This is a genomic window from Pseudonocardia sp. OZ21 (genome assembly GCF_059359135.1).
The window spans coordinates 235,093-251,908 of the sequence record NZ_JCADBN010000006.1 but is presented as its reverse complement, the minus strand read 5'-3'; the positions used below and the strand labels follow the sequence as shown (position 1 = coordinate 251,908).

16 protein-coding genes are annotated in these 16,816 nt (G+C 71.4%); 15 read left to right on the top strand and 1 reads right to left on the bottom strand.

Annotation, left to right across the window (positions count from 1 at the left end; genetic code table 11):
* Nucleotides 1–127 precede the first annotated feature (127 nt).
* Nucleotides 128–958 carry an inositol monophosphatase family protein gene (locus tag AC5L35_RS17130; protein WP_495060623.1) on the bottom strand — a complete coding sequence of 277 codons (831 nt, stop codon included), beginning with the start codon at nucleotides 956–958 and terminating at the stop codon, nucleotides 128–130.
* A gap of 154 nt (nucleotides 959–1,112) precedes the next feature.
* Between AC5L35_RS17130 and AC5L35_RS17125 the strand changes: the two genes are divergently transcribed.
* The 15 genes from AC5L35_RS17125 to nuoK all read left to right on the top strand — a co-directional run bounded on the left by AC5L35_RS17125 (nucleotide 1,113) and on the right by nuoK (nucleotide 16,734).
* The gene (locus AC5L35_RS17125; protein WP_495060622.1) at nucleotides 1,113–2,264 is read left to right on the top strand and encodes a glycosyltransferase family 4 protein; all 1,152 of its coding nucleotides are present in this window, start codon (nucleotides 1,113–1,115) and stop codon (nucleotides 2,262–2,264) included.
* Between the two features lie 219 nt (nucleotides 2,265–2,483).
* Complete coding sequence (locus AC5L35_RS17120) at nucleotides 2,484–3,587, top strand: glycosyltransferase (protein ID WP_495060621.1); 1,104 nt, start codon at nucleotides 2,484–2,486, stop codon at nucleotides 3,585–3,587.
* 129 nt (nucleotides 3,588–3,716) lie between these two features.
* Nucleotides 3,717–4,430, top strand: a complete 714-nt coding sequence (locus tag AC5L35_RS17115; RefSeq protein ID WP_495060620.1) for a demethylmenaquinone methyltransferase — start codon at nucleotides 3,717–3,719, stop codon at nucleotides 4,428–4,430.
* Nucleotides 4,431–4,565: 135 nt separating this feature from the next.
* Complete coding sequence (locus tag AC5L35_RS17110) at nucleotides 4,566–5,876, top strand: geranylgeranyl reductase family protein (RefSeq protein ID WP_495060619.1); 1,311 nt, start codon at nucleotides 4,566–4,568, stop codon at nucleotides 5,874–5,876.
* A 106-nt stretch (nucleotides 5,877–5,982) separates the two neighbouring features.
* Entirely contained in the window at nucleotides 5,983–6,348 is a 366-nt protein-coding gene (locus AC5L35_RS17105; RefSeq protein WP_169394276.1) for an NADH-quinone oxidoreductase subunit A, read from the top strand.
* Between the two features lies 1 nt (nucleotide 6,349).
* Nucleotides 6,350–6,901 (top strand): NuoB/complex I 20 kDa subunit family protein, encoded by a 552-nt coding sequence (locus tag AC5L35_RS17100; RefSeq protein WP_169394277.1) that lies wholly within the window; start codon nucleotides 6,350–6,352, stop codon nucleotides 6,899–6,901.
* A 6-nt stretch (nucleotides 6,902–6,907) separates the two neighbouring features.
* Nucleotides 6,908–7,795, top strand: a complete 888-nt coding sequence (locus AC5L35_RS17095; RefSeq protein WP_495060618.1) for an NADH-quinone oxidoreductase subunit C — start codon at nucleotides 6,908–6,910, stop codon at nucleotides 7,793–7,795.
* 34 nt (nucleotides 7,796–7,829) lie between these two features.
* Nucleotides 7,830–9,164, top strand: a complete 1,335-nt coding sequence (locus AC5L35_RS17090; protein ID WP_495060617.1) for an NADH-quinone oxidoreductase subunit D — start codon at nucleotides 7,830–7,832, stop codon at nucleotides 9,162–9,164.
* On the top strand, nucleotides 9,161–9,964 hold the full coding sequence (gene nuoE, locus AC5L35_RS17085; RefSeq protein WP_495060616.1) for an NADH-quinone oxidoreductase subunit NuoE: 804 nt from the start codon (nucleotides 9,161–9,163) through the stop codon (nucleotides 9,962–9,964). Before AC5L35_RS17090 ends, nuoE begins: the two co-directional genes overlap by 4 nt.
* A complete protein-coding gene (gene nuoF / locus AC5L35_RS17080) occupies nucleotides 9,961–11,304 on the top strand; it encodes an NADH-quinone oxidoreductase subunit NuoF (protein ID WP_495060615.1) in 1,344 nt (447 codons plus the stop codon). Before nuoE ends, nuoF begins: the two co-directional genes overlap by 4 nt.
* Nucleotides 11,301–13,754, top strand: a complete 2,454-nt coding sequence (locus tag AC5L35_RS17075) for an NADH-quinone oxidoreductase subunit G (RefSeq protein WP_495060614.1) — start codon at nucleotides 11,301–11,303, stop codon at nucleotides 13,752–13,754. The genes nuoF and AC5L35_RS17075 overlap by 4 nt, the downstream gene beginning before the upstream one ends.
* A 35-nt stretch (nucleotides 13,755–13,789) precedes the next feature.
* Nucleotides 13,790–15,085, top strand: coding sequence for an NADH-quinone oxidoreductase subunit NuoH (gene nuoH / locus AC5L35_RS17070; RefSeq protein ID WP_495060722.1), 1,296 nt, complete (start codon nucleotides 13,790–13,792; stop codon nucleotides 15,083–15,085).
* The gene (gene nuoI / locus AC5L35_RS17065) at nucleotides 15,078–15,620 is read left to right on the top strand and encodes an NADH-quinone oxidoreductase subunit NuoI (RefSeq protein WP_495060613.1); all 543 of its coding nucleotides are present in this window, start codon (nucleotides 15,078–15,080) and stop codon (nucleotides 15,618–15,620) included. The genes nuoH and nuoI overlap by 8 nt, the downstream gene beginning before the upstream one ends.
* The gene (locus AC5L35_RS17060; protein WP_495060612.1) at nucleotides 15,617–16,438 is read left to right on the top strand and encodes an NADH-quinone oxidoreductase subunit J; all 822 of its coding nucleotides are present in this window, start codon (nucleotides 15,617–15,619) and stop codon (nucleotides 16,436–16,438) included. The genes nuoI and AC5L35_RS17060 overlap by 4 nt, the downstream gene beginning before the upstream one ends.
* The gene (gene nuoK / locus AC5L35_RS17055; protein WP_169394285.1) at nucleotides 16,435–16,734 is read left to right on the top strand and encodes an NADH-quinone oxidoreductase subunit NuoK; all 300 of its coding nucleotides are present in this window, start codon (nucleotides 16,435–16,437) and stop codon (nucleotides 16,732–16,734) included. The genes AC5L35_RS17060 and nuoK overlap by 4 nt, the downstream gene beginning before the upstream one ends.
* Nucleotides 16,735–16,816 lie beyond the last annotated feature (82 nt).

Here is a 16,816-nt window from a genome sequence, read left to right as displayed (position 1 = left end):
TGCGCGCGAGACACCCGGCTAGTGCCCGCGAGTCGCCTGTTCTGTGTGCGCGAGTCGCCGAGTTTGTGCCCGCGAGTCGCCTATTTTGCGTGCGCGAGTCGCCCGTTCTGCGTGCGCTCCGGTGTCGCTACCGGTCCGCGTGCCACCAGCTGAGCACCTCGTCGAGCGACCCGGGGACGGCGACCACCATGGCGCCGGTGGGGAGCGGGTTCGGCCGCCCCTCCCCGTCGACGACGAGCGCGCCTGCCTCGGCCGCGAGGCACGCGGCGCCTGCGACGTCCCACTCGCGGTAGCCGTCGAGCACGGCGGCGACGGCGTGGCCGAGCGCCACCTGGGTGATCGCGAGCGCCGACGACCCCAGCACGCGGACACCCACGTGACCTGCGGCGGCGTGCCGGGCGAACGTGGGTGCGCGTTCCAGTGAGAGCTCCGCGCACACCAGGCCCCCGGTGGGCGACCGCGGCGTCACGGTGACGGCCACGCCGTTCGCCCGCACCCCTCGTCCGCGGGCGGCCGCGTAGATCTGGGCCCGGCTGGGATCGGCGATCACGCCGACGACCGGCCCGGAGCCGTCCACCAACGCCAGGCTGTAGGCGCACCAGGGGAAGCCGGCGACGTAGTTGGCGGTGCCGTCGACCGGGTCGACCACCCAACGGTAGGGCGCGTCGGCGGCGTCCGCGGGGCTGCCGAACTCCTCGCCGACGACCGGGACCCCCGGGAACTCCGAGGCCAGCACGCGGCGCGTGTGTCGCTCCAGCGTGCGGTCGGTGTCGGTGACCCAGTCGAACGGGTTCGCCTTGTGCGTGGCGCCTGGCTGCTGTCCGCGACCTGCGGTGGCCGTGATGACCTCCGCGGCGTCGTTGGCCAGGCGGCCGGCCACCTCCAAGGCCCGGGAAAGCAGCCCCGGCTCCACCGGGAGCGGTGACGGGAGTGCGCTCGGGTGCTGCTGGACGGTCATGTGGTCCGAGCGTCACCGGCTCCGGTGTCCCGGGTGCGTCGCCCAGATGACGTGTCAAGGATCACCCGGCCAACTGTGTGCCCGACATAGGCTGTTGGCCGCGTGTTCGGTGGCTTGTCAGCGCCCCGCCCTCCGGACGCGCGACGGTTCCCCTGTGCGCGTCGCCATCGTGTCCGAGTGCTTCCTTCCCGTGGTCAACGGCGTGACGAACTCCGTGCTGCGGGTCGTCGAGCACCTGACGGCCGCCGGGCACGAGGCGCTGGTGATCGCGCCGGGGATGGACGGTCCCATGGAGTACGCCGGTGCCCGCGTCGTGCGGATTCCGGCGGTGGACCTGCCGGTCGTCTCGTCGATGCCGGTGGGCGTGCCGAGCCGCCGGGTGCTGACCGCACTGCGGGAGTTCGCCCCCGACGTCGTCCACCTGGCCGCGCCGTTCGTCGTCGGCTACCGCGGGCTCGCCGCGGCGCGCCGGCTGGGGATCCCGACGGTCGCGGTGTACCAGACGGACGTGGCCGGGTTCGCCTCCTCCTACGGGCTCGGGCTGACGGCGCGCGCCGCGTGGCGCTGGACGTGCCGGCTGCACGGCCAGGCCGACCGCACGCTCGCCCCGTCGAGCTGGGCCACCGAGGCGCTGCGGGCGCGCGGGGTGCCACGGGTGCACCAGTGGGCCCGCGGCGTCGACACCCGCCGGTTCACCCCGCACAAGAGGGACGACGGGCTGCGGGCATCGCTGGCGCCCGATGGTGAGCTGCTGGTCGGTTACGTGGGCAGGCTGGCGCCGGAGAAGCAGGTCGAGCGGCTCACCGCGCTGGCCGACGTGCCCGGCACCCGGCTCGTCGTGGTCGGCTCGGGGCCGAGCAAGGAGAGGCTGGCGGCCGCGTTGCCCACGGCGGCGTTCCTCGGCTTCCGCGGCGGGGACGAGCTGGCCCGGATCTACGCGTCGCTCGACGTATTCGTCCACACCGGACCGTCGGAGACCTTCTGCCAGGCCGTCCAGGAGGCGCTCGCGTCGGGGCTGCCCGTCGTCGCGCCGGACGCGGGCGGGCCGCGCGACCTCGTGCTCCCCGGCCGCACCGGCTACCTGGTGCCCCCGCACCCCGACGGCGCCGAGACGCACGACCCGAGGTCGGTCGCGGCGGACGGGCAGCTGCGTGCGGCCGTCGTGGCGCTCACCGACGCGGGGACGAGGGCCCGGTTCGGGGCCGCTGCCCGGCAGTCGGTGCTGCGGCGTACGTGGTCGGCGGTGTGCGACGAACTGCTCGCGCACTACGCGGACGTCATCGGGGCCACGGCGGCGGCAGCCTAGTGCGGTGGCCACGAACGTTGCCGGGTTGATCGCGGGATCCGGGTGGTTCCTCGCAAGGCGCCGCCCGCAGCTCATACCGGGGTGTTCGCCAGGGTGGCAACGCCGCGAGGGGCCGCCTGGGCCCGCGAGGAACCCGGTGGACGTTTGTGGCCGTCGCACTAGGCACGTCTGGCTGGATCAACGCCGCCAGGCGGAGATCCACCAGGGAAAGGACTGACGGTGCGCATCGTCCAGCTCGCCAACTTCTACGGCCCGCGCTCCGGCGGCCTGCGCACCGCGCTCCACCACCTCGGCGCGGGATACGCGGGTCGAGGTCACGAGGTGGTGCTCGTGGTGCCCGGCGCGAGGTCCGCTGACGAGGTGCTGCCCGGTGGCATCCGCCGGATCACCATCGCCGCGCCCCGGCTGCCCGGCACCGGCGGGTACCGCGCCGTGGACCCCTGGCGGGTCGAGCGGCTGCTCGACCGGTTGCGCCCGGACGCCATCGAGGTCTCCGACCGGTTGACGCTGCGCGGCCTCGGCCGGTGGGCGTCCCGGCGTGGTGTGCCGAGCATCGTGATCTCCCACGAGCGCCTCGACCGGCTGCTCTCGCAGTTCCTGCTGCCCGAGCCGGCCGCCCGGCGGGTCGCCGACGCCGCGAACGCGCGGATGGCCGCCGCCTACGACACCGTGGTGTGCACCACCTCGTTCGCCCGCGCCGAGTTCGACCGGATCGGCGTGGCCAACGTCGCGCAGATACCGCTCGGGGTCGATCTCACGACCTTCTCCCCGCAGCACCGCGACGTGGCGCTGCGGAGCGCACTCGCCGACGGCGCCGACACCCTGCTCGTCCACTGCGGGCGGCTCTCCCCGGAGAAGCACCCGGAGCGGAGCATCGACACCGTCGCGGCGTTGCGCGACGCCGGCCACCGGGTCCGGCTGGTCGTCGCGGGCGACGGTCCGCGCCGCCCGGTGCTGGAGCGGCGGGCGAGCGGGCTGCCCGTGACGTTCATCGGCTTCGTGCCCGACCGCCGCCGGTTGGCGCGGCTCCTCGCATCCGCGGACGTCTCGCTCGCGCCAGGTCCGCACGAGACGTTCGGGCTGTCGGCGCTGGAGGCACTGGCCAGCGGTACGCCCGTCGTCGTGTCGGCGTCGTCGGCGCTGCCGGAGATCGTCGGACCGTCCGGTGCCGCGGCCCTGGACCGCCCCGAGGCCTTCGCAGCGGGCGTCACGACGCTGCTCGCGGCGGACGAGGGAGCGCGGCGGGCGGCGGCGCGGGCCCGGGCCGAGCAGTTCGGCTGGCCGGAGTCCGTCGGACGAATGCTCGCCCGCCTCACCTGCTGACCCGCACCTGGCGGGGGTGACTCCGCGTCCGGGCGACTCGCGGACGCGTATTGGGCGACTCGCGGGCGGATTTCGGGCGACTCGCGGGAGGGTGCGGGGGGTTCGGGCGGTCCGCGTAGCGTTCCCCGGGTGAGCCGCGCCGACCTCGACAAGGACCCGCACGACGTCGCCGCGATGTTCGACGGCGTCGCGCGCCGCTACGACCTCACCAACACCGTGCTCACCGCGGGCCAGGACCGGCGGTGGCGGGCGCGCACGCGGGAGGCGCTGCAGCTGAGCCCGGGGGACCGGGTGCTCGACCTCGCAGCGGGCACCGCCGTGTCGACGGTGGAGCTGACCCGTTCCGGAGCATGGTGCGTGGCGGCCGACTTCTCGCTGGGGATGCTCCAGGCGGGCGCCCACCGTCCGGTGCCGAAGGTGGCGGCCGATGCGTTGCACCTGCCGTTCCGGGACGCCTCCTTCGACGCGGTGACGATCTCGTTCGGGCTGCGCAACGTCGCCGACCCCGATGCCGCACTCGCCGAGCTGGCCCGGGTCACGCGGCCGGGTGGGCGGCTCGTGGTGTGCGAGTTCGGCCGTCCGACGTTCGCGCCGTTCCGGATCGCCTACCACCTGGGGCTGGAGCGGGTGCTCCCCGCGGTCGCGGAGCGCGTCTCGAGCAACCCGGAGGCCTACCGCTACCTCGGTGAGTCGATCCGCGACTGGCCAGCCCAGCCCGAGCTGGCACGGCGCATCGCGGCTGCCGGGTGGACGCAGGTGGCCTGGCGGGACCTGGCTCTCGGGGCTGTCGCCCTGCATCGGGCCCGCCGTCCGTACCGCGTCGTGGACCGTCCGGCGGGCTGACGCTGCCGATAACGGACGCCCCGCGCCGTCGATCTGGGGCGCCGCGGACGCGCCGCCCGGGTGGCGGACGCGCGCTCACTCGCCCGGGTGCATAGACTCCGTAAGACTTCGTGAATCTGTTCACAAGGAGCCGTTTTGGTCGCGCCCGAACCCACCACTGTCGGCGGGCGACCGGACGCCGACGCCGACGTCATCGTCGTCGGTGCCGGTCCCGCCGGGTCCACCGCCGCTGCATACCTCTCACGTGCCGGTCTCGATGTGCTCCTCCTGGAGAAATCGACGTTCCCGCGGCCGAAGGTCTGTGGCGACGGCTTCACCCCTCGCGGCATGAAGCAGCTGATCGACCTGGGCATCGACTGCTCGGAGAGCAACGGCTGGCTGCACAACAAGGGCCTGCGGGTCGTGGGCGGCGGCGTCACCCTCGAGCTGGAGTGGCCCACCCTCGCGAGCTTCCCGAACTTCGGTGCCGTCCGGCCCCGGCAGGACTTCGACGAGCTGCTCGTGCGTCACGCCGAGAAGTCCGGCGCGCGGCTGCACGAGGACACCACGGTCACCGAGGCACTCACCGACGAGCGGACGGGCCGGGTCACCGGCGTGGCCGGCATGGTCGGCAAGGGCAAGGACCGGCGGCCGGTCTCCTTCCGGGCGCCGCTCACCCTCGCCTGCGACGGCGTGAGCGCCCGCCTCGCCTTGAGCCTCGGGATGGCCAAGCGCGACGACCGGCCGATGGGCGTGGCCGTCCGTCGCTACTACAACAGTCCTCGCACGCACGACGACTTCCTCGAGAGCCATCTCGAGCTGTGGGACCGCTCGAACCCGGCCGACCCCAAGCTGCTGCCGGGCTACGGCTGGATCTTCGGCATGGGCGACGGCACGTCGAACGTCGGGCTCGGGATCCTGTCCACGAGCAAGGCCTACGGGTCGACCGACTACCGGGCGCTGCTGAAGTCCTGGCTCGACGGGACCCCGGAGGAGTGGGGCTTCCGCGACGAGAACGCGGTGGGCAGCGTCGGCGGGGCGGCCCTGCCGATGGGTTTCAACCGCACTCCGCACTACCGTCCCGGCCTGCTGCTCGTCGGCGACGCGGGCGGCATGGTCAACCCGTTCAACGGGGAGGGCATCGCCTACGCCATGGAGTCGGCGGCGATCGCCTCCCGGTGCGCGGTGCAGGCGCTGGCCCGTTCGGGCGCGTCGGCCGAGGCGGCGCTGGCCGGCTATCCGGTCGCGATGAGCCAGGCTCTGGGCGGTTACTACCGGATCGGCAACGTCTTCTCGAAGCTCATCGGGAACCCGTCCGTGATGGGTCTGGCCACGAAGTACGGTCTGCCGCGCGTCACCTTGATGCGCTTCATCCTCAAGCTGCTCGCGAACCTCTACGACCCGAGGGACGGGGGCGTGAGCGACCGGGTCATCACCACGATGACCAGGCTCGCACCGAGTTTGTAGTTACTAAGGCATGCCTGGCTCCGGCCAGGGCCGCGCCCCGACTTAGTGTCGCGAGCGGTGTCTGACCAGGAAGAGTCCGCTACTAGTAGACGACAGGGCTGAACGGATGCTCGATCCTTACCTCCCGCTGGTGCTGATGTTCGCCCTGGCCGGTGCGTTCGCGCTGTTCTCGGTGACGGCCGCGCCCTACATCGGGCCGCGGCGCTACAACCGGGCGAAGCTCGACGCCTACGAGTGCGGCATCGAGCCTTCACCCCAGCCCGTCGTGGGTGGCGGCCGCATGCCGGTCGCCTACTACCTCACGGCGATGCTGTTCATCCTGTTCGACATCGAGATGGTCTTCCTCTATCCGTTCGCGGTCAGCGCTGATGCGCTCGGACTGTTCGGGCTGGTGGAGATCGTGCTGTTCATCGTCACGGTCGGCTTCGCCTACGTATACGTGTGGCGGCGCGGCGGACTGGATTGGAACTGAGATGGGTCTGGAAGAGCACCTGCCCAGCGGCGTACTGCTGACCAGTGTCGAGAAGCTGGTCAACTGGACCCGCAAGTCCTCGCTGTGGCCCGCCACCTTCGGGTTGGCCTGCTGCGCGATCGAGATGATGACCACCGGGGCGCCACGGTACGACCTGGCCCGCTTCGGGATGGAGGTCTTCCGCGCCTCGCCGCGCCAGGCCGACCTGATGATCGTCGCGGGCCGGGTGAGCAACAAGATGGCTCCCGTGCTGCGCCAGATCTACGACCAGATGCCCGAGCCGCGCTGGGTGCTGGCGATGGGCGTGTGCGCGTCGTCCGGTGGCATGTTCAACAACTACGCGATCGTGCAGGGCGTCGACCACGTCGTCCCCGTCGACATGTACCTGCCCGGCTGCCCGCCGCGGCCGGAGATGCTGATGGACGCGATCCTCAAGATCCACGCCAAGATCATGGACGAGCCGCTGGGTGCCAAGCGGGCCGCTGCCCTCGCGGAGAGCGGTTACAAGACCGAGCTGGTGCCGTCCTCGATCAAGTACGCGAAGAAGAAGTGACCGGCCATGGCTGACGAGAACACCGGCACGTCCGGCACGTCCAAGGAGAGCGGCGAGCCGACCGGCGGCGCCCAGTCCTCCGCGGAGGCGAGCGGAGCCGACACCGCCGCGCAGCGCGCCGCGGGGGGCGAGCGGCCCGCGGGCGGCGAGCCGGAGCAGACGGGCGCGCCGGTCGACGCGCGGTCCGACGCCGGGGGCGATGACGGGTCGACCCCGGAGGGGGGCACGCGGCTCGCGGCTCCGGCCACGCGTGACCGTCGCGGGATGTTCGGTGTCACCGGCTCCGGCGACACCTCCGGCTTCGGTGGGCTGCGGTTGCCCGGGCACGCCCCGGCCCCGGCCGAGCGGCCCTTCGGCGGATGGTTCGACGAGTTCGCCGACGACTTGGCCGAGGCTCTGGCCGAGCGCGGGGTGCCGCGCGGTGCGGTGCAGCAGATCACCATCGACCGCGGCGAGATCACGTTCTACGTGCGGCGCGAGCGCATCCTCGACCTCTGCCGCACGCTGCGCGACGACGAGGGTCTGCGCTTCGAGCTGTGCTCCTCGGTGTCCGGGGTGGACTACGGCGAGGGCGTCGCGCAGCGGCTGCACGTCGTCTACCACCTGACGTCGATGAGCTACCGGCGCCGTATCCGGCTGGAGGTCGCGCTCGACGTGGACGACCCGCACCTGCCGAGCGTCGTCGAGGTCTACCCGACGGCCGACTGGCACGAGCGGGAGACCTGGGACATGTTCGGCGTGATCTTCGACGGCCATCCGGCGCTCACCCGGATCCTGATGCCGGACGACTGGGAAGGCCACCCCCAGCGCAAGGACTACCCGCTCGGCGGGATCCCGGTGGAGTACAAGGGGGCGGAGATCCCGCCTCCGGACCAGCGGCGGTCCTACACGTGACCCCCGACGACCTCATCTCCGCGGAGGCGGCGACATGACGGACATCCGTGACGACGCTCCCACGCCCGATGCGTACGCGTCGGAGCGTGAGACCACCGAGGGCACGGTCTACACCGTCACCGGTGGCGACTGGGACACGTTCCTCGACGAGGAGCACGACGACCGCATCGTCATCAACATGGGTCCGCAGCACCCGTCCACGCACGGCGTGCTGCGGCTGGTGCTGGAGCTCGAGGGCGAGACGGTGCAGCAGGCCAGGTCGGTGATCGGCTACCTGCACACCGGTATCGAGAAGAACTGCGAGTACCGCACCTGGACCCAGGGCGTCACGTTCGTGACGCGCATGGACTACCTCGCACCGATCTTCAACGAGACGGCGTACTGCCTGGCGGTGGAGAAGCTGCTGGGCATCGAGGCGCCGCGTCGCGCGACCGTGGCCCGGGTGCTGCTCATGGAGCTCACGCGCATCGGCTCGCACCTGGTGTGCCTGGCCACCGGCGGGATGGAGCTGGGCGCGCTCACCGGCATGACGGCGGGCTTCCGGGAGCGCGAGGAGGTGCTGCACCTGCTCGAGTTCCTCACCGGCCTGCGGATGAACCACGCGTTCGTCCGGCCCGGTGGCCTCGCGCAGGACCTCCCCGAGGGCTGGGAGCAGAAGGTCGCCGAGTTCGTCGCGCTGATGCGCACGCGGCTGCCCGACTACGACAAGCTGCTCACCGGGCAGCCGATCTGGCGCCAGCGCCTCGAGAAGGTCGGTTACCTGCCGCTGGACGGGTGTCTCGCGCTCGGTGCCACCGGGCCGATCCTGCGCGCGGCCGGCCTGCCGTGGGACCTGCGCAAGGTGGAGCCCTACTGCGGGTACGAGGAGTACGACTTCGAGGTTCCCACTGCCACCGAGGCGGACTGCTACGCCCGCTACCGGCTGCGGGTCGCGGAGATCCACGAGTCGCTGAAGATCGTCGAGCAGGCCGCGCAGAAGATGGAGCCCGGCCCGGTGATGGTCGAGGACCGCAAGGTCGCCTGGCCCGCGCAGCTCTCGATCGGCTCGGACGGGATGGGCAACAGCCTCGAGCACGTCCGCAAGATCATGGGTCAGTCGATGGAGTCGCTGATCCATCACTTCAAGCTGGTGACCGAGGGCTTCTCGGTGCCGGCAGGCCAGGTGTACGTGCCGATCGAGTCGCCCCGCGGTGAGCTGGGCTACCACCTGGTGTCCGACGGGGGCACGCGCCCGGTGCGCGTCCACGTCCGCGACCCCAGCTTCGTGAACCTGCAGACGATGCCGGCGATGAGCGAGGGCGGCATGGTGGCGGACGTCATCGCGGCCGTCGCGTCGATCGACCCGGTCATGGGAGGCGTGGACCGATGACAACGCCGGAAGGCACGCCAGAGGCCAACGGCCGGCTGGTCGCACCGGAGGAGGTCGTGTGGGAGGCGGTGGCGCAGGAGCCGTCGCCCGTCTCACCGGTCTTCGACGAGGTGACCCGCCAGCGGACGAAAGAGATCATCGCTCGCTACCCACAGTCACGATCAGCGCTCCTCCCGTTGCTGCACCTCGTGCAGTCGGTGGAGGGTTTCGTCAGCCAGGACGGGATCCGCTACTGCGCTGAAGCGTTGGAACTGACGACCGCCGAGGTTTCCGCGGTAGCCACCTTCTACACAATGTACAAGCGCAGCCCGTGCGGAGAACACCTGGTCAGCGTGTGTACGAACACACTCTGCGCCGTGCTGGGTGGCGACGCGATCTACAAGCGGCTCAGCGAGAAGCTCGGTGTCGGCCACGAGGAGACCGCGGGCGAGCCGGGCACCCCGGGTTCGATCACGCTCGAACACGCGGAGTGTCTTGCGGCCTGCGACCTGGGCCCGGTGCTGCAGGTCAACTACGAGTACTTCGACAACCTGACGGTGGACTCGGCGGAGGCGCTGGTGGACGCGCTGCAGCGCGGCGAGCGCCCGGCCCCCACCCGCGGGGCCCCGCTCACCGACCTCAAGACCGTGGAGCTCGAGCTGGCCGGGATCTTCCCCGACCTGGAGCGCAGCGTCGAAGGCCCGTCGACCGCACCGGAGACGGTGCGCGGCGCGCAGCTGGCGGCCGACCGCGGCTGGGTCGCCCCGCCGATGCCCGACGCCCCACCCGCCTTGCCGGATCTCCCGGAGAAGAAGTCATGACCGCTGCACAGACCAACCCGCCGGCGCCCGACCCGCTCACCCCGGTGCTCACCCGGCGCTGGCTGTCGCCCCGCTCGTGGTCGATCGACACCTACGAACAGCTGGAGGGCTACCAGGCTCTCCGCACCGCGCTCGCCGCGCACCCCGACCAGCTCATCCAGCTGGTGAAGGACTCCGGTCTGCGTGGCCGTGGCGGCGCGGGCTTCCCCACGGGCATGAAGTGGAGCTTCATCCCGCAGGGGCCCACCGGGCCGGGCGCCAAGCCCAAGTACCTCGTGGTCAACGCCGACGAGGGCGAGCCGGGCACCTGCAAGGACATCCCGACGATGATGGCCGACCCCCACTCCCTGGTGGAGGGCTGCATCATCACCTGCTACGCGATCCGCTCGAACTTCTGCGCGATCTACGTGCGCGGCGAGGCTCTGCACTGCATCCGCCGGGTGCGCCGTGCCGTGGAGGAGGCCTACGCCAAGGGCTACCTGGGCAAGGACATCCTCGGCTCCGGCTTCGACCTGGACATCGTGGTGCACGCCGGCGCCGGTGCGTACATCTGCGGCGAGGAGACGGCGCTGCTCGACTCGCTCGAAGGTCGTCGCGGTCAACCTCGGCTCAAGCCTCCGTTCCCGGCCACGTCCGGTCTGTACGCATCGCCCACTGTGGTCAACAACGTGGAGACCATCGCCTCGGTTCCCGCGATCGTGCAGGGCGGCAGCGACTGGTTCCGCAGCATGGGCTCGGAGAAGAGCCCCGGCCCGAAGATCTACTCGGTGTCCGGGCACGTGGAGCGGCCCGGCCAGTACGAGGCCCCGCTGGGCATCACGCTGCGGCAGCTGCTGGATCTCGCGGGTGGGATGAAGGACGGGATCCCGCTCAAGTTCTGGACGCCGGGCGGCTCGTCCACCCCGCTGTTCACCGCCGAGCACCTCGACGTTCCGCTGGACTTCGAGGGCGCGGCAGCGGCCGGGTCGATGCTGGGCACCACCGCGGTGCAGGTCTTCAACGAGACCGTGTCCGTGCCGTGGGCCGTGATGAAGTGGACCGAGTTCTACAAGCACGAGTCCTGCGGCAAGTGCACGCCGTGCCGCGAGGGCACCTACTGGCTCGTCCAGATCCTCGAGCGCATGGTGCACGGCGAGGGCACCGAGGCCGACGTCGAGACGATGCTCGACATCTGCGACAACATCCTGGGCCGCTCGTTCTGCGCACTGGGTGACGGAGCGACCAGCCCGATCACCAGCGGCATCAAGTACTTCCGCCAGGAGTTCCTGGACCTGATCGCCGCCCAACCCGCGGTGGCACGTCCGGAGCAGCTGGCCGAGCTGACCGGAGCCACGGCATGACAATCGCTCCCGAGGAGAAGAAGGAGGCGCGGCCCGTACCCGAGGGCCACGTCCGCCTCACGATCGACGGCCTCGAGGTCGACGCGCCCAAGGGCGAGTTGCTGATCCGCACGTGCGAGCGGCTGGGGATCATCGTCCCGCGCTTCTGCGACCACCCCCTCCTCGACCCGGCAGGCGCCTGCCGCCAGTGCCTGGTCGAGGTGGAGATGGGCGGGCGCCCGATGCCCAAGCCGCAGGCCAGCTGCACGATGACCGTGGCCGACGGCATGGTCGTCAAGACCCAGCACTCCTCTCCCGTGGCCGCGAAGGCCCAGGAGGGTGTGATGGAGCTGCTGCTCATCAACCACCCGCTGGATTGCCCGATCTGCGACAAGGGCGGTGAGTGCCCCCTGCAGAACCAGGCGATGAGCACCGGCCGCACCGACTCGCGGTTCGTCGAGACCAAGCGGACGTTCCCGAAGCCGCTGCCCATCTCCACGCAGGTGCTGCTCGACCGCGAGCGCTGTGTCCTCTGCCAGCGCTGCACCCGGTTCTCCGAGGAGATCGGGGGCGACCCGTTCATCGATCTGCTCGAGCGCGGTGCGCACCAGCAGATCGGGGTGGCCGAGGACAAGCCGTTCCAGAGCTACTTCTCCGGCAACACCATCCAGATCTGCCCGGTCGGTGCGCTCACCAGCGCCGCGTACCGGTTCCGCTCCCGCCCGTTCGACCTCGTGTCCACCGACGGGGTCTGCGAGCACTGTGCGTCGGGTTGCGCCCAGCGCGTCGACACCCGGCGCGGCACGGTGCTGCGCAGGCTGGCCGGCAACGACCCGGCGGTCAACGAGGAGTGGAACTGCGACAAGGGGCGGTTCGCGTTCCGCTACCTCGGCTCGCCGCAGCGGATCACGCGCCCGATGGTCCGCGGCGCCGACGGGGTGCTCACCGAGACCTCGTGGACCGAGGCGCTCACCGCCGCGGCGCAGGGCCTCACCGCCGCCCGTGAGGGTGGCATCGGAGTGCTCGCCGGCGGCAGGCTGACCGTCGAGGACGCCTACTCGTACGGCAAGTTCGCCCGCGTGGCGGCGCACACCAACGACGTCGACTTCCGGGCCCGGCCGCACTCGGCCGAGGAGCTGGAGTTCCTGGCGGCGCACGTCGTCGGCCAGGGCCCCGAGGTGCTCGACTACGCCCGGCTGGAGGCCGCGCCCGCGGTCCTGTGTGTGGCGTTCGAGCCGGAGGAGGAGTCGCCGATCGTCTTCCTCCGCCTGCGCAAGGCGGCCCGCAAGCACGGCCAGCAGGTCTTCCACCTCGGCCAGTGGACCACCCCGGCCGTCGCGCGCACCTCCCGCGACACCGGGGCCGCGTCCCCGGCGGCCAAGGACAACCTCGTCCGCTCGGTCCCGGGCGCCGAGGCGGCCGTGCTCGCCGAGCTCCCGGCGCACGTCGTCGACGCGCTCACCGGCGGTGGCGTGATCCTCGTGGGAGAGCGCGCAGCCGAGGTACCGGGCCTGTACTCCGCGGTGTCGACGCTCGCCGCCCGCACCGGTGCCATCGTCGGCTGGGTGCCGCGCCGGGCCGGTGAGCGCGGCGCGCTCGACGCCGGTGCCGTCCCCACGCTGCTGCCCGGCGGCCGCTCGGTCGCCGACGCGGCCGCGCGTGCCGAGATCGAGGCGGCCTGGGGCCTGGCGGCCGGAACGCTGCCCACCACCCCCGGGCGCGACACCGACGAGATCCTGGCGGCCGCCGCGATCGGCGAGCTGGCCGCGCTGGTGGTCGGCGGGCTCGACCCGCACGACCTCGCCGACCCCGCCGCCGCCCTCGCCGGGCTGCGGGAGGTCGGGTTCCTGGTGAGCCTGGAGATGCACGCCTCGGCGGTCACGGAACTGGCCGACGTCGTGCTGCCGGTGGCCCCGGACGCCCAGCGCTCCGGCAGCTACCTGAACTGGGAGGGCAGGCGCCGCGAGTTCGCGCCCGCGCTCGACGCGAGCGGCGTGCTCCCGGACTGCCGCGTGCTCGACACGCTGGCCGTCGAGATGGACGCCGACCTGTTCACGCAGACGCCCGCCGCCGCCGCCGGTGAGCTGGCCCGGCTCGGGTCCGGCTCGCGGTCGGCAGTGGCGGCGCCGTCGGTGCCGCCGGTGGAGCCACTGCGCCCGGCCTTCGGCCAGGCGGTGCTCGCGACGTGGCGCCAGCTGGTGGACGACGCGGCGCTGGCCGTCGACGAGCCCGCGCTGGCCGGCACGGCACGGCCGGCGTTCGCGCGGGTCAACGCGGCCACGGCCGAGCGGCTCGGCCTCGTCGAGGGTGAGCCGGCCACGGTGCGCACCGACCGCGGTGCGGTCACCCTGCCGGTGGCGCTGGCCGATCTACCCGACGGTGTGGTGTGGCTCCCGGGCAACTCCGACGGCAGCCGCGTCCGCAGCGTTCTCGGAGCAGGTCACGGTGACCTCGTGGGGGTGACGGCATGACCACCATCCAGCTGCTCGCGCAGGAGCCGGGCGGCATGACCCGCACCCAGCAGCTGCTGGCCGACGACCCGATCTGGCTGGTGCTGCTCAAGGTGGTGGCGCTCTTCGCCATCGGCGTGGTGCTCACCCTGTTCATGATCAACCTCGAGCGCAAGGTGGTGGGCCGGATGCAGCAGCGTCCCGGCCCGAACCGGACGGGCCCCGGTGGCTGGCTGCAGAGCCTCGCCGACGGGCTCAAGCTGGCGTTCAAGGAAGACATCATGCCGGTGATGGCCGACAAGCGGGTGTACTTCATCGCCCCGGTCATCTCGACGATCCCGGCGTTCGTGGCGTTCTCGGTGATCCCGTTCGGCGGCGAGGTCTCGATCTTCGGCGAGCCGACGGTCCTGCAGCTGGTCGACCTCCCCGTCGGGGTGCTGGTCGTGCTCGCCTGCAGCTCGATCGGCGTCTACGGGATCGTGCTCGGCGGTTGGGCGTCCGGTTCCCCGTACCCCCTGCTCGCCGCGCTGCGCAGCGCGGCGCAGGTGATCTCCTACGAGATCGCGCTCGGCCTCTCGATCGTCGGTGTGATCCTCTACGCCGGGTCGCTGTCCACGGCCGACATCGTGGCGTCCCAGAGCAGCGGTTGGTATCTGCTGTTGCTGGCGCCCAGCTTCGTGGTGTTCGTGATCGCGATGGTCGGGGAGACCAACCGGGCGCCGTTCGACCTGCCGGAGGCGGAGTCGGAGCTGGTGGGCGGGTTCCACACCGAGTACTCGTCGCTGAAGTTCGCGCTGTTCTTCCTGGCCGAGTACGTCAACATGGTCACCGTCTCGGCGATGGCCACCACGCTGTTCCTCGGCGGTGGGCAGTGGCCGTGGCCGCTGTCGTTCCTCAACGCCAACGGCTGGCTGCAGTTCGTCGCGTTCCTGATCAAGACGTTCATCTTCCTGTTCATCTTCATCTGGCTGCGCGGCACGCTGCCCCGTCTGCGCTACGACCAGTTCATGCGGCTGGGCTGGAAGGTGCTGGTCCCGGGCAGCCTGCTGTGGATCCTGACGATCTTCGCGATCCGCACCTACCGCACCAGCGGCGCGGGCAACGTCACCACCTTGCTGGTCGCCGTGGGGATCGGGCTCGCGGTGGTGCTGGTGGTGGCGTTCCTGGTGCCCGACCGGCAGGTCGAGGAGCCGGTGATCGAGCTGGCCTCCGACTACCCGGTGCCGCCGATCGACCTCGCCGTGCCCACGCCGTCACGACACAAGCTCCGCCCCCGCCCGGTCGATGCCGGGCCGGTGCGGGAGCCGGCCCTGACCGGTGGTTCCGCTGCCAAGGAGACCGACGATGTTTGAGTTCTTCAAGGGCTTCGGTGTCACCTTCTCGACGATGTTCAAGAAGGTCGTCACCGAGGAGTACCCGGAGAACTTCCCGCCAGCCGCGCCGCGCTACCACGGCCGCCACCAGCTCAACCGCCATCCGGACGGGCTGGAGAAGTGCGTGGGGTGCGAGCTGTGCGCCTGGGCCTGCCCGGCGGACGCGATCTACGTCGAGGGCGGCGACAACACCGAGGAGGCGCGCTACTCCCCGGGTGAGCGGTTCGGCGCGATCTACCAGATCAACTACCTGCGCTGCATCGGCTGCGGGCTGTGCATCGAGGCCTGCCCCACCCGCTCGTTGACGATGACCAACTTCTACGAGATGGCCGACGACAACAGGCAGGACCTGATCTACACGAAGGAGCAGCTGCTCGCGCCGCTGCTGCCCGGCATGGAGCAGCCGCCGCACCCGATGCGCCTCGGGAACGACGAGCAGGACTACTACGTGCAGGGCCCGACCCTGGCTCGGAAGAACCCGGAGACCGACCCGGTGGGGGAGCAGGTCACATGAACGCCATCGCGCAGGCGGCCTCCGACACCGTCGGTGTCGGCGAGGCCGTCGTCTTCTGGATCCTCGGCCCGATCGCCCTCGCCGGCGCGCTGGGCATGGTGTTCGCCCGCAACGCCGTGCACTCCGCGCTCGCCCTGGTCGGCACGATGTTCTGCCTCGCCGTGTTCTACATCGTGCAGCAGGCGCCGTTCCTCGGCTTCGTGCAGATCATCGTCTACACGGGCGCGATCATGATGCTGTTCCTGTTCGTGTTGATGCTCGTCGGCAGGGACAGCTCCGACTCGGTGGTCGAGGTGCTGCGCGGCCAGCGGCTGGCCGCGCTCGGCCTGGGTATCGGTCTCGCGGTGCTGCTGGTCGGGGCGCTGGGCAGCTCTCTCACCTCCGTCACCTCGGTCGGCCTGGCCGCGGATGGCGCAGGCGCAGGCGGCAACGTCACCGGGCTCGGGACGCTGATCTTCACGAAGTACCTGTTCGCCTTCGAGCTCACCTCCGCACTGCTCATCACCGCGGCGCTGGGCGCCATGGTGCTGGCCTTCGCGCAGAGCAAGGGCCACCTCAAGCGCGGCCAGCGGGCCACGGTCGAGGCGCGGCTGCGCGGTGAGCACGACCGGATCTCGCCGCTGCCCGGTCCCGGTGTCTTCGCCACCGCCAACTCGGTGGCCGTCCCGGCCGTGCTGCCCGACGGCTCGATCGCGCCGGAGTCGATCTCGGCGATCATCGACGCCACCCCGGTGGTCCCCACCGACGAACGACACCCGGACGCGCACGCCCTCACCGGTTCTCGGTCCGCCGACGACACCTCCGAGGAGACCCGGTGAGCCCCACCTACTACCTGCTGCTCTCGGCGCTGCTGTTCTCCATCGGCGCGGTGGGCGTGCTGGTGCGGCGCAACGCGATCGTCGTGTTCATGTGCATCGAGCTGATGCTCAACGCCGTGAACCTGAGCCTGGTCACGTTCTCGAGGATCAACGGCCAGCTCGACGGCCAGGTCATGGCGTTCTTCGTGATGGTCGTGGCCGCCGCCGAGGTCGTGGTCGGTCTCGCGATCATCATGTCGATCTTCCGCACCCGCCGGACCGCGTCGGTGGACGACGCGAACCTGCTGAAGTACTGAGACCTAGGAGTGCTCCCCGTGCACACCACGCCCCGTCTGCCGTGGGCCCGTCGCGAACGTCGGTCGAGGCCCACCAGTGATG